18 protein-coding genes are annotated in these 18,811 nt (G+C 73.9%); 5 read left to right on the plus strand and 13 right to left on the minus strand.

The features are described 5' to 3' along the window. Positions 1–171 precede the first annotated feature (171 nt). Positions 172–399 carry a DUF397 domain-containing protein gene (locus tag ACTT8P_RS03270; protein ID WP_442829975.1) on the plus strand — a complete coding sequence of 76 codons (228 nt, stop codon included), beginning with the start codon at positions 172–174 and terminating at the stop codon, positions 397–399. A 123-nt stretch (positions 400–522) separates the two neighbouring features. Further along, the gene (locus tag ACTT8P_RS03275) at positions 523–1,461 is read left to right on the plus strand and encodes a helix-turn-helix domain-containing protein (protein WP_442829976.1); all 939 of its coding nucleotides are present in this window, start codon (positions 523–525) and stop codon (positions 1,459–1,461) included. On the opposite strand, the gene ACTT8P_RS03280 is transcribed toward ACTT8P_RS03275, so the two are convergent. From ACTT8P_RS03280 to ACTT8P_RS03305, 6 genes are all read right to left on the minus strand, one after another. Then, positions 1,458–2,276, minus strand: coding sequence for an SAM-dependent methyltransferase (locus ACTT8P_RS03280; protein ID WP_442830033.1), 819 nt, complete (start codon positions 2,274–2,276; stop codon positions 1,458–1,460). The two genes, ACTT8P_RS03275 and ACTT8P_RS03280, sit on opposite strands and share 4 nt — an antisense overlap. 143 nt (positions 2,277–2,419) lie before the next feature. Then, a complete protein-coding gene (locus ACTT8P_RS03285; protein WP_442829977.1) occupies positions 2,420–3,694 on the minus strand; it encodes an ABC transporter substrate-binding protein in 1,275 nt (424 codons plus the stop codon). Further along, positions 3,691–4,812: a branched-chain amino acid ABC transporter permease gene (locus ACTT8P_RS03290; protein ID WP_442829978.1), complete on the minus strand. Its 1,122-nt coding sequence runs from the start codon at positions 4,810–4,812 to the stop codon at positions 3,691–3,693. Before ACTT8P_RS03290 ends, ACTT8P_RS03285 begins: the two co-directional genes overlap by 4 nt. Next, positions 4,805–5,701 (minus strand): branched-chain amino acid ABC transporter permease, encoded by an 897-nt coding sequence (locus tag ACTT8P_RS03295; RefSeq protein WP_442829979.1) that lies wholly within the window; start codon positions 5,699–5,701, stop codon positions 4,805–4,807. Before ACTT8P_RS03295 ends, ACTT8P_RS03290 begins: the two co-directional genes overlap by 8 nt. Beyond that, positions 5,698–6,510 (minus strand): ABC transporter ATP-binding protein, encoded by an 813-nt coding sequence (locus ACTT8P_RS03300; RefSeq protein ID WP_442829980.1) that lies wholly within the window; start codon positions 6,508–6,510, stop codon positions 5,698–5,700. Before ACTT8P_RS03300 ends, ACTT8P_RS03295 begins: the two co-directional genes overlap by 4 nt. Further along, a complete protein-coding gene (locus ACTT8P_RS03305) occupies positions 6,507–7,289 on the minus strand; it encodes an ABC transporter ATP-binding protein (protein ID WP_442829981.1) in 783 nt (260 codons plus the stop codon). The genes ACTT8P_RS03300 and ACTT8P_RS03305 overlap by 4 nt, the downstream gene beginning before the upstream one ends. Before the next feature lie 244 nt (positions 7,290–7,533). On the opposite strand from ACTT8P_RS03305, the gene ACTT8P_RS03310 reads away from it, so the two are divergent. Further along, a complete protein-coding gene (locus ACTT8P_RS03310) occupies positions 7,534–8,205 on the plus strand; it encodes a phosphotransferase family protein (protein ID WP_442829982.1) in 672 nt (223 codons plus the stop codon). An 85-nt stretch (positions 8,206–8,290) separates the two neighbouring features. Here ACTT8P_RS03310 and ACTT8P_RS03315 read toward each other — a convergent pair whose 3' ends face one another. Next, complete coding sequence (locus ACTT8P_RS03315) at positions 8,291–9,565, minus strand: PucR family transcriptional regulator (RefSeq protein ID WP_442829983.1); 1,275 nt, start codon at positions 9,563–9,565, stop codon at positions 8,291–8,293. Between the two features lie 268 nt (positions 9,566–9,833). Between ACTT8P_RS03315 and ACTT8P_RS03320 the strand changes: the two genes are divergently transcribed. Next, on the plus strand, positions 9,834–10,145 hold the full coding sequence (locus ACTT8P_RS03320) for a hypothetical protein (RefSeq protein WP_442829984.1): 312 nt from the start codon (positions 9,834–9,836) through the stop codon (positions 10,143–10,145). A gap of 133 nt (positions 10,146–10,278) precedes the next feature. On the opposite strand, the gene ACTT8P_RS03325 is transcribed toward ACTT8P_RS03320, so the two are convergent. Together ACTT8P_RS03325 and bdeA are read right to left on the minus strand one after the other, a co-directional pair. Continuing rightward, positions 10,279–13,200, minus strand: coding sequence for a LuxR C-terminal-related transcriptional regulator (locus ACTT8P_RS03325; protein ID WP_442829985.1), 2,922 nt, complete (start codon positions 13,198–13,200; stop codon positions 10,279–10,281). Between the two features lie 214 nt (positions 13,201–13,414). Continuing rightward, positions 13,415–14,347: a bis(hydroxyethyl) terephthalate hydrolase gene (bdeA, locus tag ACTT8P_RS03330; RefSeq protein ID WP_442829986.1), complete on the minus strand. Its 933-nt coding sequence runs from the start codon at positions 14,345–14,347 to the stop codon at positions 13,415–13,417. 528 nt (positions 14,348–14,875) lie between these two features. Here bdeA and ACTT8P_RS03335 point away from each other — a divergent pair. Continuing rightward, positions 14,876–15,457 carry a DUF6245 family protein gene (locus ACTT8P_RS03335; protein WP_442829987.1) on the plus strand — a complete coding sequence of 194 codons (582 nt, stop codon included), beginning with the start codon at positions 14,876–14,878 and terminating at the stop codon, positions 15,455–15,457. A gap of 41 nt (positions 15,458–15,498) precedes the next feature. Here ACTT8P_RS03335 and ACTT8P_RS03340 read toward each other — a convergent pair whose 3' ends face one another. From ACTT8P_RS03340 to ACTT8P_RS03355, 4 genes are all read right to left on the minus strand, one after another. Then, on the minus strand, positions 15,499–15,975 hold the full coding sequence (locus tag ACTT8P_RS03340; protein ID WP_442829988.1) for a hypothetical protein: 477 nt from the start codon (positions 15,973–15,975) through the stop codon (positions 15,499–15,501). Positions 15,976–16,061: 86 nt separating this feature from the next. Next, the gene (locus ACTT8P_RS03345; protein ID WP_442829989.1) at positions 16,062–16,532 is read right to left on the minus strand and encodes a GNAT family N-acetyltransferase; all 471 of its coding nucleotides are present in this window, start codon (positions 16,530–16,532) and stop codon (positions 16,062–16,064) included. A 44-nt stretch (positions 16,533–16,576) separates the two neighbouring features. Continuing rightward, positions 16,577–17,305 carry a GNAT family N-acetyltransferase gene (locus ACTT8P_RS03350; protein WP_442829990.1) on the minus strand — a complete coding sequence of 243 codons (729 nt, stop codon included), beginning with the start codon at positions 17,303–17,305 and terminating at the stop codon, positions 16,577–16,579. Between the two features lie 231 nt (positions 17,306–17,536). After that, on the minus strand, positions 17,537–18,631 hold the full coding sequence (locus ACTT8P_RS03355; RefSeq protein ID WP_442829991.1) for a recombinase family protein: 1,095 nt from the start codon (positions 18,629–18,631) through the stop codon (positions 17,537–17,539). Positions 18,632–18,811: the final 180 nt, after the last annotated feature.

Genomic DNA, 18,811 nt, shown 5'->3' on the forward strand with positions numbered 1-18,811 from the left:
CTCCCTGATACGGAGTCAGCTTGGGGCGTCGACGCGGCAGTTGCGTCCCGGCTATTATCCACGCTGACAGCGCTCGCGTGCAATTGCACGAGAAATTGCGCGAAAAATCGGCTGGGAGCGTGCGAGGCCGAGGAGCCGCTGTCCGCTCCCCCGAACGGCAAGGAGACCGCGGTGCCACCAGTACACAACGGAGTACAGGCGAGTTCGTTGGACGCCAGCTGGACCAAGAGCCGGCACAGCAACGCCGAGGGCAACTGTGTCGAGGTCGCCCGGGTGGACGGGGGCGTCGCGCTGCGCAACTCCCGTGATCCGGACGGGCCGGCGCTCGTCTACACCCCCGCCGAGGTGGCGGCGTTCCTGGCCGGGGCGAAGGACGGCGAGTTCGACCACCTGGTGTGACCGGCTCCGCCCCGAGCGGAGTACCGGGAGGTCAACTGCCCTTTTTCCAGGGGCCGCTACAGTGCGGACCGGCAGAATGGGATACGCTGGTATCCAACTCTGCCGGTCTGCTGGGAGTCAGGTATGTCCGCCGCGTCGTCGCCTCGTCTCTCCCGTCTCGAGCCCTATCTGGACCGGTCCGAGCCGGCTCCCACCCTGCTGAAGATGCTGGTCGGCGTCCAGCTGGCGGGGTTTCGCGAAGACGCCGGGCTGTCCCAGGACCAGGCGGCGCGCCAGGCCGGCTTCAGCGCGGCGAAGCTCTCCCGCATCGAGTCCGGCAAGGGCCGCCGGCCGCCCACCGAGGCGGACGTGCAGAAGCTGCTCGGGCTGTACGGCACCGATCCCTACGAGGCGGCCACGCTGATCAAGCTGTTGCGCCGGGCCGGTGAGCCGGGCTGGTGGCAGCGGTACGACAAGCGGCTGATGCCGGAGTGGTTCGACCGGCTGGTCGGCCTCCAGGAAGCCGCGGCGACCATCCGGACCTTCGAGATCCAGTACGTCCCCGGTCTGCTCCAGACGTCCGCCTACGCCCGAGCCGTGGTGGAGCGCGGCCTGCCGAACGCGCCGGCCGGCGAGATCGAGCGCCGGGTCGAACTGCGCACGCGGCGCACGCAGTTGCTCTCCCGGCCGGACGCGCCGCAGGTGTGGGCGGTCATCGACGAGTCCGTGCTGCTGCGCGTGCTGGGCAGCGCCGAGGTGATGCGCGAACAGCTGGAGCATCTGGCCCGGACGGCCGCGCTGCCCCATGTGACGCTCCAGATCGTGCCGTTGAACGTGACCAACGCGTCGGCGCCCGCGATCCCGGTCACCTACCTGCGGTTCGCCGGCGCCGACCTGCCCGACGTGGTCTACCTGGAGCACATCAGGAGCGCGAACTTCCTGGAGGACCGCGACGAGACCGAGGAGTACCGGGTCGCGCTGGACCGGCTGGCCGACGAGGCGCTCACCCCGCGCGAGTCGGTGCAGATGTTGCGCCGGACGGTCGAGGAGCGCTACCCCGGTGTCCCCGGTACCGGGCGCTAGCCGATGCGGCCGACGCCGCCGTACTCGATCCATTCCTTGGTGAGCTGTCGCGGGACCACCTCGGTGTCCGGGCGCCAGGTGGAGACCTCCACCAGGCCGGGTTCCAGGATCTCCATGCCCTCGAACCACTCGGCCACGTCCTTCTGTTCACGCACCCGGCCCCAGTGTCCCTGGGTGGCCTGGTCCATGAAGGCGGTGACGGACTCGCGGACCTCGGCGTCCTCGCTGACCAGCTGGCACATCACCGCGTAACTGCCGGGCGCGAGGCGCTCGGTGACCCGGCGGGCGACGGCGGCCGGACCGTCGGTGTCGCTGTCCGGGATGCAGTGGAAGACCGAGTTGAACAGCACCGCCACCGGCTGCGAGAAGTCGATCAGCCGCTGGGTGTCGGGGTGCGCGAAGATCTGGTCGGTGGCGCGCATGTCCGCGTGGATCACCGCCGTACGGTCGTTCTGGTCCAGCAGCGCCCGGCCGTGCACCAGCACCATCGGGTCGTTGTCGACGTAGACCACCCGGGAGTCGGGGGCGACGCCCTGCGCGATCTGGTGCACGTTGTCCTGGGTGGGCAGGCCGGAGCCGTGGTCCAGGAACTGGCGGATGCCGTACTCCTGGGCGAGCACCCGGACCACGCGCTGGAGGAAGCGCCGGTTGTTCAGAGCCAGCCGGCGGGTGCTGGGGACGACCTTGTCGAGTTCCTCGACGGCGGCCCGGTCGGCCGCGTAGTTGTCCTTGCCGCCGAGGTAGTAGTCGTACATCCGAGCGGCTGTCGGCACCGACGCGTTGATCTCCGTGGACAGCTGCTTGTCGGCCTGCATCATTCCCCCAGCTTCGAACGGCGCCAACTGCACTGGCATTACTGACAGTACATCTTACGGAGTCGACGTTTGCCGAAACCAGAGCGGTGACCGAACCGGTCCGGTCCGCGTGGCCGCCGCGGACCGGACCGGCCGTCCTCCGCTCAGCCCCGGGAGGCCAGGTACTCCTCGACGCCGGGCGCCTCGTGGGCCTCCTCGACGTTCACCACGCCGCCCACCGCCTCGGCGTCGGGCTTGAGGACATAGGTGGAGCGGCTGGCGGGCTGGGAGACGTCGGTGAAGTTCTGCGGCGTGCCCAGGCCGGTGTCGGCGTTCTCCTGCGAGCGGTGCGCCTTGACGACGTCCTCGCGGGTGAGGCTGCCGCCCTCGCACGCCTTCTTCAGATCGGCACCCATCAACTGGGCGGCGTTGTACCCGGAGAGCACCCCGGAGTCGACCGGGGACTCGGGGTACTTCTTGCCGTAGGCGGCGACCATCTTCTTGACGCCCGGCAGGTCGCTGCTGACCGCGGGCGCGGCGCTGACCACGCTCACCATCGCCTCCAGGGCCTTGGCGGCGGGGGTCTTCATCAGCTGCGGGGCGTAGCCGGGGGCACTGGAGACGATCGGCACCGTCAGGCCGATGGAGGCCGCCACCCCGGCCAGCGAGGCGGTCTGGGCGGGTCCGGCGCTGATCAGGACGGCCTTCACACCGGCCTTGCGCAGCGCGGACACCTGGGCGGTCAGGTCGGTGTCGGTGGCCTTGATCTTCTGGCCCACCACCTCCACGCCCGCCTTCTTCCCGGCCCACTCGGAGCCCTCCAGCGCGTTGGCGCCGTAGTCGCCCTCGAAGTAGACGTGGCCGATGGTGTCGCCCTTGGCCACCTTCTTGGTGCGGGTCAGGTAGTCGACGGCGGCGATCATGTCGAGGTCGTAGGTGGTGCCGAGGACCTGGACGGCGTCCTTGTCGAGCAGCGAGGCGGCCCAGGCCTGCGGGAAGGTCAGCATGTCGTCGCGCTGGATGTCGTCGAGCAGGGCGGCGACCACCGGCGAGCCGATCACCTGGGGCAGCGCGATCACGTCGGAGGAGATGTCGGCGTAGGCGGTGACCGCCTTCTGGACGTCGTAGCCGTGGTCCTTGACGACGATCTCGACCTTGCGGTCGCAGATGCCGCCCGCCGCGTTGACCTCGTCGGCCCACATCTGCTGGGCCTGCACGATGGACTTGCCGAGGGTGGCGTAGGGGCCGGTCAGGTCGGTGAGGGCGCCCAGTTTGATGGCCGTGTCGCTGACGCCGGGGCCGGCCTTGACGCCGTCGGCGCCACCGTCGCCGTTCTCGTCTTCGCCCTTGGAGCTGCAGGCCGTGCCCGCGAGCAGCACGGCGGCGACGGCCGCGGCCAGGGCGATCTTGGTGGTGCGGGGCCTGTGGTGCGTGTTCACGGAGTGTGCTCCTTGGCTCGTGCGGCGGTTGCGGGCGGCCGGGGCGGGGCCCCGGGGTCGGTGGGTGCGGGGCGGGTGCGGCGGCGGGCGAGGCGGCCGCGGGTGCGGCGGGCCAGGCCCATCAGTCCGTCGGGGGCGAACAGCAGGATCACCACGATCGCGGCGCCGTAGAGGTAGCGGGCGGCCTCGGTCGGGCCGAGCGAGCCGTCGCCGCTGCCGGGCGCGGCGACCAGCGGCAACTGGTCGGCGTAGCGGGTCATCAGCAGCGGCAGCGCGGTGACGAAGACGGCGCCCGCGGTGGCGCCGGCCACGGAACCGAGCCCGCCGATGACGATCATGGCGAGGTAGTCGACGGACAGGGCGAGGGAGAAGTAGTCGGGCACCACCCGCCGGAAGGCGAGGGCGAGCAGGACGCCGGCCAGTCCGGCGTACATGGAGGAGACGACGAAGGCGGCCGAGCGGTACTTGGCGACGTGTACGCCCATCACGGCGGCGGCGGTCTCGCTGTCGCGCAGGGCGACCAGGGCCCGGCCGGGGCGTCCGCGCAACAGGCCGCGGGCGGTGAACCAGGTCAGCGCGAACAGCGCGAGGCCCAGGTACCACAGGCGTTCCTCGGCGCCGAACGGCACGCCGAGGACGGCGAGGTCGTCGCCCTGGTCGAAGACGAAGCCGCCCACCTCCAGCGGCGGCACCGAGCTGCCGTTGAAGCCGCCGGTGACGGAGTCGGCGGTGAGCAGCACATGGTGGCCGAGGAAGACCAGGGCGAGGGTGGCGACGCCGAGGTAGACGCCCTTGACCCGGCCGGCGACCGGGCTGAACAGACCGCCGGCCGCTCCGGCCAGCAGGACGGCGAGGACCAGGGCGACGGCGGGCGGCAGCCCGGGGCCCTCGTCGCCGGCCAGCCATACGTAGCCGTAGGCGCCGACGGCGAGGAAGAAGGCGTGGCCGAGCGAGAGCTGTCCGGCGGTGCCGCTGAGCAGGCCGAGGCCGATGGCGCCGATCGCCGCGGCCATCGAGAACAGGCCGATGCGCAGCCAGAACGCGTCCAGGTAGAAGGGGAAGGCGCACAGCAGCAGCACGGGGACGAGGAATCTGCCGCGCTTGAGGAGGTCAGACACGGGCCGCTCCCTTCGCCGCGAACAGTCCGGCGGGGCGGACCAGGAGGACCAGCACCATCACCGCGTAGGGGGCGACGTCGCCGAAGCCCTCGCCGAGGACGTGCAGGTCGGACTGGTAGCCGGCGACGAACGCCTCGGTGAGGCCGATCAGCATCGAGCCGACCAGCGCGCCGACCGGGGAGGCCATGCCGCCGAGGATGGCGGCCGGGAACGCCTTCAGGGCGATCTGGCCGGTGGTGCGCTCCAGGCCCGGTGCCGGGAAGGCGGCGAGGAACACGGCGGCCAGCGCGGCGAGCGCGCCCGCCAGGCACCAGGCCAGCATGCGCACCCTGGTCAGCCGTACGCCCATCAGGGCGGCGGCCTCGGAGTCCTCGGCGGCGGCGCGCAGCGACAGGCCCCAGGGCGTGAACCGGAACAGGGCGAAGGCGCCGGCGATGGCGAGGGCGGAGACCACGATCGCGGCGATCCGGCTGTCGGCGACGGTCACCGGGCCCAGTTCGGTCACCGCGTCGCCCCAGGGGTCGCCGAGGGTGAGCAGGTCGCCGCCGATCCGCCGGGCCAGGTCGGTGAGGAGCACGATGTCGATGCCGATGGTGGCGATGGTGGCCACGTGGGCGGCGTGCGGGTCGGTGCCGATCCGCTGGAGGATCAGCCGGTCCACCAGCCCGGCCACGGTGGCCGTCACGACCACCGCGAGGGCGAGTGCCCCGCCGAACGTCAGGTCGTCGTGGAAGACGGCGATGAGATAGCCGCCGAGCAGCAGCAGCGAGCCGTGGGTGAAGCTGAGGACGCCGGACGCCTTGAAGATGGTGACGAAACCGAGGGCGATCAGGGCGTAGACGGAGCCGAGGGCGACGCCGTTGAGGAGGTTGTCGAGGAGGTCGGTCATGCGGCACCCTCCCCGGTGGTCTCCCCCGTCGCCTCGGTGCCCAGGTAGGCGCGCAGCACCTCGGGGTCGCGGCGCACCTGGTCGGGGGTGCCGTGGGCGATGCGGCGGCCGAAGTCGAGCACGGTCACCTCGTCGGCGAGCCGCATGACCAGGCCCATGTCGTGTTCGACCAGGACGACGGAGAGGCCGAGTTCGGCGCGTACGTCGCCGATCACCTCGGCCATGCGGACCCGTTCGCCGGCGTTCATGCCGGCCACGGGTTCGTCGAGCAGCAGCACACGGGGCTCCAGGCAGAGGGCGCGGGCGAGTTCCACGCGTTTGCGGTCGCCGTAGGAGAGCAGCACGACCGAGGTGTCGAAGTGGGCGCCGAGACCGGTGAGTTCGGCGAACTCCCGGGCCCTGGCGAGGTGCGCGCGCTGCTCCCGGGTGGCCGCGGGCAGCCGCAGCGCGCTGGCGGCGAACCCGGCGCGGGACAGGGCGTGCCGGCCGAGCATCAGGTTGTCGGCGACGGTGCCCTGGGTGGTGACGATGTTCTGGAAGGTGCGGGCGACGCCGAGGGCGGCGATGCGGTGCGGGGCCAGCCGGGTCAGCTCGGTGGTGCCGAGCCGGACGGTGCCGGACGCCGGGCGGTACAGGCCGGACAGGACGTTGAAGCAGGTGGACTTGCCGGCGCCGTTGGGGCCGATGACGGCGTGCACGGTGCCGGGGGCGACGGTGAAGGAGACCTCGTCCAGCGCGGTGAGTCCGGCGAAGCGGACGGTCACGTCCCGGACCTCCAGCGGGGGCGGCGGGTCGGTGCGGGGGGTCACGCGGCCCCCTGGTCGTCGGCGGCCTCGCCCAGGTAGAGCCGGCGGACCGCGTCCGTGCGGGCGAGTTCGTCGGCGGGCCCGGACAGCCGGATCTCGCCGACCTCCAGGACGTGGGCGTGATCGGCGAGGGAGAGCGCCATGCCGGCGTTCTGCTCGACGAGGAGGACGGCGGTGCCCTGGCCGTTGATCTCGCGGACCACGTCGGCGATCCGGGCGACCATCATCGGGGCCAGCCCGAGGGAGGGTTCGTCGAGCAGCAGCAGCCGGGGCGAGGCCATCAGGGCGCGGCCGATGGCGAGCATCTGCTGTTCGCCGCCGGAGAGCAGCCCGGCGGCCTGGTGCGGGCGTTCGGCAAGGCGCGGGAAGAGCGTGAAGACCCGGTCGCGGGCCTCGCGGGTGCGGGCCGGGGCGCGGCGGGTGAGGCCGAGTCCGCCGGCCCGCAGGTTCTCGTCGACGCTGAGCCCGGCGAACACCCGCCGGCCCTCGGGCACCTGGACGACGCCGGCGCGGACGGCGGCCACCGGGTCGCGGCCGTCGAGGACGGTGCCGCCGTAGCGGATGCGGCCGACGGTGACCGCGCCGCGGTGCAGGCGCAGCGTGCCGGAGACGGCCCGCAGCAGGGTCGTCTTGCCCGCGCCGTTGGCGCCGAGCAGGGCGACGACGCCGCCGTGCGGGACGGTCAGCGACACGGAACGCAGGGCGGACAGGGCGCGGCCGTAGGCGACGTCGACTTCTTCGACGTGCAGCGCGGGCGCCTCGTCCGGTGGTGCTTCGGGCATCACGGCTCCTTGGCGCCGTGCCGGTTGCGACCGGCACGGGTACGGGGGCTTCACAGGTGCGGGGTTCTGACGTCCGGGGAGGAACGCGGGCTCACGACAGCACGGGGGCCGGTGGCCGGTACAGCGGATGGCCCCGGCTCGCTGCGGCGTCCCAGTCCGGGAGCGGGGACGCTGTGCGGACGCCCAGCGGCCCGGCCCGGGGTGCGGGGTGGCCTCGGCGCGGCGGGCGCCGGATGATCGACGGATGCGTCCGCTGAAGCACGGGTACACCAACCGCACCGCCGGTGACGGCTCCGTCGTGGCGAAGACCTACGAGGGGCCGGACGCGGCCGGCAGACTGCGCCGCGAGCACACGCTGCTGGTCCGGCTCGCGGGCCGGCTGCCGGTGCCGCCGGTGCGGGCGGCGTCCGCGACCACCCTCACGCTCGGCTTCGTGGCCGGGGTGCCCGGTCAGGAACTCCTGGACGCCGGGCGGGCCGGGCCGGTGCTGGCGAGTTGCGGCCGACTGCTGCGCCGTATCCACGAGAGCGCGCCGAGGGTGCTGGGGGACGGCCCGCACCGGGCCGGTGACGTACTCCTGCACGGCGACTTCGGACCGCACAACGCGCTGTTCGATCCCGGCACCTGCGAGGTGACCGCGGTGGTGGACTGGGAGTTCGCGCGCCTCGGGGAGCCGGTCGCGGACCTGGCGTGGTGCGAGTGGATCGTGCGCGCCCACCACCCGGAACACCGGGACGCCCTCGGTGACTTCCACCGGGCCTACGGCGGCCGGGTGCCGCCCTGGCCGGTGCGCCGGGCCGCGATGCTGGACCGGTGCGAGGCGCTGCGGCGGTTCTGCGCGCGGTGGGGGCCGGACGGGCCGGGGGTGCGGCAGTGGGAGGAGCGGGCCGCGGCGACGGCGGACTGGCGGGAGTGACGGGGCGAGCAGGGGGGGAGCGACAGGGGGGGTGATTCGGCGGGCCGGGTGCGAGGGGCCTCGCGCCCGGCCGGTGCGCGAACCCCTAGTGGCCGGGCAGCAGTCGGCGGGCGGTGAGGGCGAGGCTGACTTCCACCACGTCGCAGGGGCGGGCCAGGGAGCGGCCGGTCAGTTGTTCGCAGCGGCGCAGGCGGTTGAGGACGGTGTTGCGGTGGCAGTAGAGCCGCTCCCCCGCCCGTTGCGCGGAACCGTCGCAGGACAGCCAGGTGGTGAGGGTGTCCAGGAGGACCTCCCGGTCGGCGGGTTCCAGCCGCAGCAGCGGGCCGAGCACCCGGTCGGCGAGGGCGTGGCCGAGTTCGGGGCTGGAGACGACCAGGGCGGCGGGCAGGTGCTCGGCGAGCCGGACCGTGCCGCCGCCGGGCGGGCAGATGCTCAGCGCGGTGTCGGCCAGACGGCGGGCGTCGCCGACGGCGGCCAGGCCGTCGACCGGGCTGCCGACGCCGATCCGCACGCCGGGCGCGAGGTCCGTGCCGCCGGGCACCGGTTCGGGCAGGCCGGCGTCGCCGATCAGGACGATGCCGTGGTCCGCGTCGACCCCGGCGTGCCAGTGCACGCGCGGCCCGTCCGGTACCGCCGCGGCCCGCGCGGCCTCGCACCGCGCGGGGTGCGCGCCGGCCACCGCGACGACCACGTACCGGCCGTGTTCGGGCAGGTCCAGGGCGCGCGCGGTCTCCGGCAGGTCGGCGATGCGGCTGCTGCCGTCGAGCAGGGCGGCGGCCAGCAGCCGGGCCCGGTTCTCGCGCCGCCGGTTCAGCTGCCACTCGACCTGCCGGTAGGCGTCCGCGACCAGGGTGGAGTGCTCGTCGACGAAGTTCCACACGTCGGAGGCGACGTGCACCAGCAGGCGTACGTCCTCGGGGGCCGTGCGGCTGGTCTCCTCGACCAGGCGCTGCCACACCAGGGAGCCGCCGAGCCGGAACGCGTGCAGCAGGGCGTCCAGCGGCAGCCCCTGCTCGGCGCGGGTGGCGCCGATCCGCCAGGAACAGCGGCGGGCCGCCTCCCGGTTGCTGCGCGGGTCGAGCAGCGAGGTGACGCTGTGCCGCAGCGAGCGGTGCGCCTCCTGCCAGGTCCCGGTGGGGTCGCCGGCCATCGCCGCGCGGTAGGCGGGCTCCTGTTCCTGGAGCACCGCCACCAGGCGGTCGGTGAGGTCGGGCAGGTCGTCCAGGAGGACGCGGGCGGCCCGGTGCAGGACGCGCAGCGCGTCGGCGTCGATCAGCGACGTGACGCGGCGGGTCCGCGGGCGCGGAACGGGCGTGGGTGCGGTGCGGATCGCTGTGCGTGACCGTACGGCGTGTTGCATGGCGGCCCTCCCCAAGGCTCGGGCTGGCAGGGGCGGCGCGCGCCGGGCGGTGCGCCCGCGTGCTTGCCGTGCCCTGACTCGTCCTTGCCCGAAGGATGGCATACCGTCCGGTCGGTCCCTAGGTCCTTGGCGGCAACAATCCGGCACACCATCCGGCTCCGGCCGCACGTCGGCCGTACTCTGTGGTGATCGTTCCGGGGAGGGGGTGTCCGTGCGGCGCGCGAACAAGCGGGGTTTCAGAGGCCGGCGAGGGGCTGTGGGAGCGGCGGTGGCGGTGCTGGTCGCCGGGGTGCTGGGCGGCTGCTCCGGCCCCGATCCGGAACAGGTGGCGAACTGGCGGGAGACGTTCTGCACGCGGCTCGGCGCCTGGCAGGAGGCCAGGGACGCGGCGGAGGGCGGCGCGGCGAACGCCGGCCGCGCGGTCGTGGCCGCGGCGAAGGTGCTGGACCGCGAGGGCCTGGACCAGGACGGCAGCCACGTCCTGATCGACACCGCCCTGGCCGTCGAGGGCGACCTGGGCGCGGCGGGCCGGGCGGCGTCCTACTGCGACGGCGTGGGGTTCGAGACCCTGGTCGGCTAGACCGGCGCGGGCCGGTGCCGTCCGTGCCGTCCCGGTGCCGCCGCCGGGAGCGTGCGGTGTCCGGCGCCGGCTCCGCGGGTCCCGCGCCCCGGGTCCGCCGCGGCCGGGGCCGGCGTGCTGTGTCGGACCGGCCCTACGGGCGGGCGGCCGTCTGTTCCGACTGTTCGACCATGCGGGCCAGTTCGACCCGGGAGCGGACGCCGAGGGCCGCGAAGACCTTGCGGAGGTGGTAGTCGACCGTGCGGGTGCTGACCGTGAGGGCCATCGCCACCTCCCGGTTGGTGGCGCCCTCGGCGACGTAGCGGGCGATCCGGAGCTGCTGCGGGGTCAGCCGGGTCAGCGAGCCCGCGCCCTCGGCACGGGAGGCGCCGCCGATCGCGCGCAGTTCGCCGCGGGTCTGCTCCGCCCACACCCCGGCGCCGCAGCGCTCGAAGCCGGCCAGCGCGCCGCCGAGCCGGTCCCGGGCCTCGCGCGGTCGGCGCCGGCGGCGCAGCCACTTGCCGTACAGCAGCGCCGTACGGGCCCGTTCGAAGTCGCCGCCGGTCTCGTCGTGCCGGACCAGTGCCCGCCGGAAGAGCTCGTCGGCGTCCTGTTCACCGGCCAGCAGCGCGCGGCAGCGGGCGAGTTGGCCGGCGGACTGCCGGTCGGCGCCGAACGCCGCCCAGTCGGCGAAGTCGGCCAGGACGGTACGGGCCTCCTCGTGCCGTCCGGCGGGTACCGCGGCCTCCACGAAGCAGGGCACGGCGAGCCGCCACACCGCGAAGTGCCCGCGCCGCGGGCCGGGCAGCACCAGCAGGCCGAGCCGGTCGGCGGCGTCCAGCGGCCGGCCGCGCCCCAGGTCGACGCGGGCCGCCGCCCACTCCGCGAGGGTGGCGGCCTGGGCCAGGCCGTGCCGCCGGGCGGTGGTCTGCGCGGCCGTCACATGCCGGGCCACCACCTCCGGCGCCTCCTCGATGGACGCCGCCATGGCCAGTACCGCGTGGTGCAGGGCGGCCGTGTTGCGCTGGCCGGTCCGCAGCGCGGTGCGCAGGCCCTCCTCGGCGTGGGCGCGGGCCTGGGCGTGCCGGCCGGCCCGCAGTTCGGCGTAGGCGAGGTACTCCAGGGCCTGCGGCACCAGCGCGGCCGAGCCGCGGTGCCGGGCGGCGGCCAGGGCGCGGGCGCCGGCCCGGCGGGCGGCGTCCACCTCACCGAGCAGCAGGGCGGCGGCGGCCGACCGCAGCAGCGCCTCGGGCCGGTCGTCGGTGCCGGCCCGGTGCACCACCTGGCCCAGTGGCCCGGCCGCCCGGTCGAAGCGCCCTTCGAGCAGGGCCCGCATGCCGAGGCGGTGGTCGCCCACCGTGCCGCGCGGCGCCTGGCCGGTGCCGAGGGTGGCCAGGCAGGCGGTCAGGTCCCCGGCCGCCCAGGCCGCGTCGGCGGCGGCCAGGGCGGCGGCCGCGGCCTGCTCGGGGGCCGGGCCGACCAGCAGCGAGGCCGCCAGCAGCAGGGACTGGTGGGCGTCCTCGACGGGGCCGTCGCGCAGTTCGGTCAGCCCGCTCACCAGCTCGGCCCGGCCCCGCACCAGCGGCGGCGCGGGGCAGTCGCGGGCGGCGGCCAGCAGCGGACGGGCCCGGTCGGGGCGGCCGGCCAGCAGTTCCTGTTCGGCGGCGGCGGTGTACCGCTCCGCCCGGACCGGGCCGTCCGCCGTCAGTTCGGCGGCGCGGGCGTACGCCGTGGCGCGCAGCCGGTGCGGGGCCGGCGCCGTCCCGGCGGACGCCTCGGCCGCCAGCCGGTCGCCGAGCGCGGGTGCCGGTGCGGCCGCGGACCAGGAGCGGTGCAGCAGTGCGGGCAGCCGCTGTCCGTCCGCCGCCAGCACGTCGGCGAGGGCCCGGTGCGCGGCCCGCCGCCGGTCCGGGGCGGCGGTGGCGTGCACGGCGCGGCGCAGCAGCGGGCTGTGGAAGCGCAGTCCGCCCTCCGCGACCGGTTCCAGCTCCGGGGGCGGCGCCGACCCGGGCCGCAGCCGCCGTAGGGCCGCGCGGACCAGGCCGGCGTCGGCGTCCGGGGCGTCCGACGCCCGTACCGCCACCGCCGCCGTCAGCAGCAGGTCCCGGGCGTCCGGCGCGAGGCCGGTCAGGGCCCGGCCCGCCACGGCGGCCAGGGTGCGGGCGTCGGCCACCGGGCGCGGCAGCGGACGCCGGCCGCGCAGTTCGTCGGCGGACAGACGGTGCGCCAGGGCGAGCAGCAGCGCCGGGTTGCCGTCCGCCTCGGCCAGCAGTTCGGCGCGGACGGCGGGTTCGGCGCCGCCGTCGGTGGCGTCGTCGAGGAGGGCGGCGGCCTGCGGCGGTGTCAGCGAGTCCAGCCGGACGACCGGCAGGGCGGCGAACTCCGCGTCCACGGCCCGGTGTCCGGCGACGGAGAGGAGCAGCCCCACCGGGCCGTGGCCGGCCGCCCGCCCGGCCACGGCGCCCAGGGCGGCGCGGCCGGCGGCGTCCCACAGGTGGGCGTCGTCCGCGCAGACCAGCAGCGGCCCGCCGTCCGCCGCGCCCCGGAAGGCGTCGAGCAGGCGGCCGGGGGTGACCCCCGGGCCGGGGGCCCAGGTGTACGTGCGCCGGGCAGCGGTCCGCGTGGGCGGACGGTGCGGCCCGGGGCGACCCGCGCGACCGTCCGCACCGGCTTCCGGGTCTTCCCAGGCGCCGGCGCCCCACTCGGCTTCCCAGGCACCCGTGACCTGACCGGCCGCCCCCGCACGGGTGCCGTGGGCGGGGAGCCCGGGGAGCCAGGTCGGCACCCCGGGCCCGGCAGGCGCGAGCGGGTCCCCCGGGGCTTCGGGGCCGCTGCCCGGACAGCCCGGTGCTCCGGGGCCGTCGGTCGGGCCGGCCCGCAGGTGGAGGACGTTGCCGGCGGTGAAGCCGTGGGCGGCCCAGCGCAGGAGGGTGGTGCGGCCGAGGCCGGGCTCCCCGGTCACCACGAGGCCGGCGCCGTGCGTCCGCAGCCGGTCCAACAGGGCGGCGACCGCCCGTCGTTGCGCGCTCCGTCCGTGCAGCCGCACAGCCGGACGTACGATCGTGTCTCCGGTCATTCCCGGGAGGTTACGCGCGCGTAACCAGAGGCGGAAGGGAGAGGTCCGCACGCCCGGACGGGCCGCCGTCCGGCCCGACCTGCGGTTCCGCCGGGCATGTACATGACCCGAAGTGTGCCGCTGCCCAGTGCCCGGCGCCCGCGTCCGTGCACCGGCACAACATCGGCGGCGGCCGCCTGATGGACGACCGCCGCCGGGTGCTGCCGGACGGATGTCAGCCGGTGTGCGGGCAGTTGCCCCGGTACTCCTCGATGGTCAGACTCGACGACGGGATCGGGCACAGGAACTGCTCGTAGCGGGTGTCGTTGTCGATGAACCGCTTCAGCCAGGAAATGCTGTACTTCGCGATCGTCGTGTTCGACGAGTTCGGCGAGAAGTGGGTCGCGGAGTTCAGCTCCAGGTAGGCACGGTTCGTGCTGGACGGCAGGCTGGAGTAGAAGGGCGAGGCGTGGGAGGCGACCGGGGCGATGGTGTCCCCGTCCGCGCCGACGATCAGGGTGGGAGTGCTGACCTCGGGCCAGGTCTTGTCGGTGTTCCAGGGGGTGAGGGGTATCGCGGCCTGGAGCGAGGGACGGTCCTTGGCCGCCTCCAGGGTGCCGCCGCCGCCCATGGAGTGCCCCATGACGCCGAGCCGGCTGCTGTCGATGCGGGTGCGTACGCTGCTGTCCTCGGTCAGGTAGTCCAGGGCGTCCAGCAGCTGCTCGCCCCGGGAGGCGGGCTGGTCCAGCGTGGTGTTGGTGTCGATGGTGAACACCACGAAGCCCTGCGAGGCCAGCCGCGGTCCGAGCCAGGCCATCGAGGACTGGTACGCCGTGAAGCCGGGCGCGACCGCGATGGCGCCGAACGTGCCGTCGCTGGTGCTGGTCGGGTAGTAGATGGTGCCGCCGCCGAAGCCGGTGACGGCGAGCGAGGAGACGGATGTCTCCGACACGGAGTACGGGCCGCGCAGTGCCTCGATGCTGGACTGGCTGGGGGCCGGTCCGCGCTCGTAGGGGTTGTCGGCGGCCTGGGCGCCCGGGCTGGTGAGGGTGCTGAGCCCGACGACCGCGGTGATCGCCGTCGCCGCGCCGGCCAGCCGGCGCCGGGTGACGCGGGGTGCGCTGCGGCTCGCCCGGTGGCCGGCGGGGGTGTGGGGGTTGGAGTGCACGACGAGTCGTCCTCTCTGTCGTGGCGACGGGGACCCCGGCCGGCGGCGGTTCGGGCACCGGTGCGCGTGGCAGGTGTACCGGTGCCGCGCCGGCCGGGCATCGCCGGTGGACTGGCCGTGCCACTGTCGACTGGCGGCGTACTCGCCGGGATCGGCAGAATCACCGGTCCCGCACGCGCGGCAGGACAGCGAGGACCCGAACCGGGGCGAGGGACGGCGTCTCGGCGGCCGTATGGGGGCACCCCGGTTCCGGGACCCCGCCGGGCACGCACCCGGCACGGCGGTCCACCGGGACCGGGCGATACGCGAACACCCCGACCCCGGCGACCCAAAGCCCCGCCGGACACCGGGCCGTACCGCCACGCACCCGGCGTGGCGGCGGTCGGTCGGGGGGTGCGGGGCAGCGGGCGCTGTGGCAGGGGTCCAGCCAAGGTGAGCCCAAAAGCCGCCACGGGATGATCTTGAAGCGGTGAGGGCCGGTTTCCGCTTCGCCGGACGTGGGGTGAGCGGCGTCGATAGCCTGCCGAGATGAGCGAGCGGAAGGCGCGGGGCGGGGCTCCGGCCACGGTAGAACAGATCGCCGCAGCGATGGCGGTGTTGGGGTTGTACGACGGGGAGAACACCCCCGAGGAGCATGCCGAGGAGGCCGCGCGGCTCGGCGGGCCGGACGCATACCGGGTGCGGATGGTCAATGCGCTGCTCGGCGTGGTGCAGGCCGAGGTGGTGAACACCGAGGGCACGGCGGAGCTGGACTCCGACGCGCGGCATGTGGCGTGGGAGGAGCAGCTCAAGGCAGCTGGCGCGGGGATCGACGATCCGGCGCGGCGGGTGGAGTTCATCCGCTGGCAGGTGCTGCGGGCCGGCACGCCGCTCAGGTTGATGGCGCAGAACCAGGCGGCTGGGCCGATCCCGGTGGCCGCCGCGCACGCGGCGAGCGGGCTGCACCTGCTGCTCGGCGTGATCGCGGCGAGCCAGGACGCCGTCGCCACCGGCGACGTGGGCACCCTGGCCGCGCAGGCCGGACAGTTAGAGGCGGCCCGGGAGGCGCTCCAGAACGCGATGGACAACACCAACGTGCTGCTGAACATGCTCAAGTCCGTGGGCCTGTAGGGCCTTTCGTACCTGAAAGGGCGTTCGCCGAGGTACTCACCTCACAGTGTGTCGCCCTCGCCCGCCAGGTCGTCTCCTAGGCCGAGCTCGGCGAGCTGCTGCGCTGCGTCGAGGACGGTCCGGCGGCACGGTGGGTGCTTGGCGAGCCACATGCGCAGTGCCTCGGTCACGGCCGCCTCGATGGTGGTGTTGTGGACCGCAGTCGTGAGGCTGAGCTGTTGCTGGAGGCTCTTCGGGATCGTGGTTGTGAGGTCCACCTCGGGTTCCCCAGCGCCCGCGAGCCGTGCGCGGAGTCGGTCGTCGAGGCCATCGAGGCGGTCCGCGGGATCGGCGGTCAGTTCCGCGGCGAGGGCACGGAGGACCTGGGCGAGGGCCACTGTGGTGAGGTCGAGATCGAGAGCCGCGGTGTTGCACCAGCGTTTCAGGGCCTGTTGATCGGCGGGCGGGAGATCGACGGTGACGCGGATGGGGCGAGTTCGGGTTTCTGTCTTCAAGACCGGTTTGAGTTCTTCTGTCACATCAGTCCCCTAAAGGCAACGTCGAAGGCATGCACAGCTTCTGACTCGCACAGCGATGGAGCGCCAGGATGCCAGTGCCGGGATGGTCAGATTTCCCGTTCCAGGACTGGCCCGGGACGGCGGCCGGGCGGGGGCGGCCGGTAGCCCGGCGGCGAGGCCAGGTGCTCACACGCCCCGCCGTACGCGGGGAACGCGGTGCCGGTCTCCGTCTCCATCGCGGGGAAGAACTGCTTCGCCTCCGGGGACTGGCCGGTGGTCTGCCAGGTGTAGCCGGGGCCGTCGGCGAGCGCCCGGCGGATCAGCCGGCGGCCGAGCCCCTGGCGCTGGTGCTCGATCGTGATGGAGATCTTGTTGATGCTCCCGACGTGGCAGTCGTCGCACACCATCCACACCAGCGTCCCGATGTCGTAGCCCTCGCGGTCGAACATCCGGATGCGGCGGTGCCCGGCGGGACGCCGCGGCGGCCAGTACAGGAACCGCACCTCCTGGCGGCGGGTGGTGAGCAGAATCCACCGCCACCGCAGCGGTGAGAGGTACTCGGGAACGGGTGGCGCCATGGGCTTCTCCTTCATCTCAGCCGGACGTTTGGTCCCGTCGTTGGTCAGTGGCGGGGGCGCCAGCGGGTGAAGACGCACTGGTCATCGCCTGCGCCGAGCCGGAACGGCAGGGCGATGCGGTCCAGGGGGAAGGTCTCGCCGGGGGCGTGGACGGTGTAGCCGGCCCGGGTGTAGAAGGCGGCCAGGTCGCGGTCGGCCTCGTAGGAGCCGTACAGCAGCATGCAGCCGAGCTGCTGGTGGACCTGCCAGGCCCGCTTGAGCAGCGCCGCGGCGACGCCCTGGCCGCGGGCATGTCCAGCGACGGCCAGGCCGTGGATCTTGGCGACGAACAGGCTCAGGGCCATGGCCTTCTCGGCCGTGAAGCCGTTGTTCATGGCCATGTCGATGAGGGTGCCGGGCGCGGTGGCGGACAGCACGCCCACGGTGCGCTCCTGCTCGTCGGCGGCGACCAGCGTCAGGGAAACGGTGGTCAGGGCCTCGCCCATCGGCCGGTCGGTGAAGGTGCGGGCGGCAGCGTCGTGGTACGCGTTCGTACCGGCTGCGCCGAGCCCGGCGAGCATGGCGGAGGACGCCGAGCCGTCCTCGATGGCCGTCGCCAGGACCGGGATGATCCTGACGCCGTCGCCGGTGGTGGCCATCAGCGCGTTCGCCGCTTCGACGTCCTGGCCACGGGCCAGGCGGATGCGGGTGCCGGCCGGGCCCTGCCAGCCGGTGCGGACGCGGTCGGCGGACAGCGGCGGCGCCTGCCGGGCCTTCTTGGTCGTCTTGCCCATGGTCTTCGTTCCCCCCTGGTGATGGTGCCGGCGGCGTGCGACCGCCGGTGCTGAGTGGATCTTGTCCTGGTGGCCGGGAGGACTACCGCCGGTTTCCGGCCGGATGTTCCTCGTCGGGCTCGCCCTGGTCCTCGTCCTCGTTGTCTTCGGGCCAGCGGCCGAACGGTCCGCTGTGGCCGGGGCCTTCGGCTCCGAGCACGCCCGGCCCCTTCGTACGGTGCGGCGTGCGGATCACGCGTCCTCCCCTTCGCGTCGGGCCTGCGCCAGCAGCGCCGCCACGACGTCGTCTTCGTCGTTCTCGGTCTGTTCAACGAGCGTGTCCAGCACGCCGTCGCCTTCCAGGACCTGCCGCTGAAGGCGTTCCATCAGCTCTGGAGCGGTGCCGCTGCCGGGGCCGGTGAGGTCCACCCGCGTCGGCCGGCGCGGGGCGACGACGCCCGGCCCGGCCGGTTGGGCGGTCTCCTCGGCGTCGGCGAGCGCGCGGTAGACCGAGGCGACGGACGGGTGCTGTCCGGCGTTCTTCCCGGTCTTGATCGTGAGCTTCCCCGCGATCTCGGGGACGGGGACGCCCTTGTCTTTGAGCGCACGGGCGAACAGGAGCATGTCATCGTCGATGACCTTGGGTCGTCCGCCGTGGTTGCCCTTGGTCGCGGCGGCGACCTGGCCTTCCAGGGTCTTCTCCCGGATGTAGTTGCGGTCGAGCTGGGCGGCGACGGCGAGCACGGCGAAGAACATGGCGCCCATGCCGTTGGGGTCGTAGATGCCGGTGAGCGGGCCGGTGAGGAGTTCGAGCTGGACGCCGGCGGTCTGGAGCTGGTTGGACAGGGTCATCAGCTCGGCGGCGTTGCGGGCGAGGCGCTTGAGCTCGTGGACGGTGAGGATGACCTCCTGGTCGGGTGCGGCCTCCTTGATGTCGTACGCCAGCTTCAGCGCCTGCTCCAGCTTCGGGCGGGTCTTCACCCGCGTGCTGATCTTCTCGGAGAAGATCCGCTTGCACAGCGGTTCGAGCGCATCCAGCTGGCTCTGCAACTCCTGCTGGGCGGTCGAGCATCGGGCGTACCCGATCCGGATCGGCTTGGCCGCCGCGGCGGCCGGCAGAGCCTCGACGGGCGGGCCCGGCTTCCACGGCCGTCCCGGGCCGCGATCGTCGGGCACGAGAACGTCGAGTTCCTCGCGGAGCGCGGGCACGAGGATGAAGCGGGCGGTGTGGTACTTCGTCGCGGTCTTCCCACCGCGGGTGCGGCAGGCACTGCCCGCCGGGGCTTCACACTTCGGACAGTCGTTTCGTTCTACCGCGATTGCTGCTTGATCGGGCGTCAGGTCCACCCCGGAAGTCTGTCAGAACTGTCTCACACAACGTGCGGGTTCTGAGAGGACTTCTGCGAACGGCGACCTGCGGAAACGTGATCCACTTCGTGCGTCTCGCAGAACTCGCGCAACTGTTCATTTGTGAGAACGCGGCGCGCGCCCGTGCGCCCCCGGAATGCAACGCTGCGCTGACAGCGT

The organism is Streptomyces sp. JW3 (assembly GCF_052216785.1).
Taxonomy (GTDB): Bacteria; Actinomycetota; Actinomycetes; order Streptomycetales; family Streptomycetaceae; genus Streptomyces.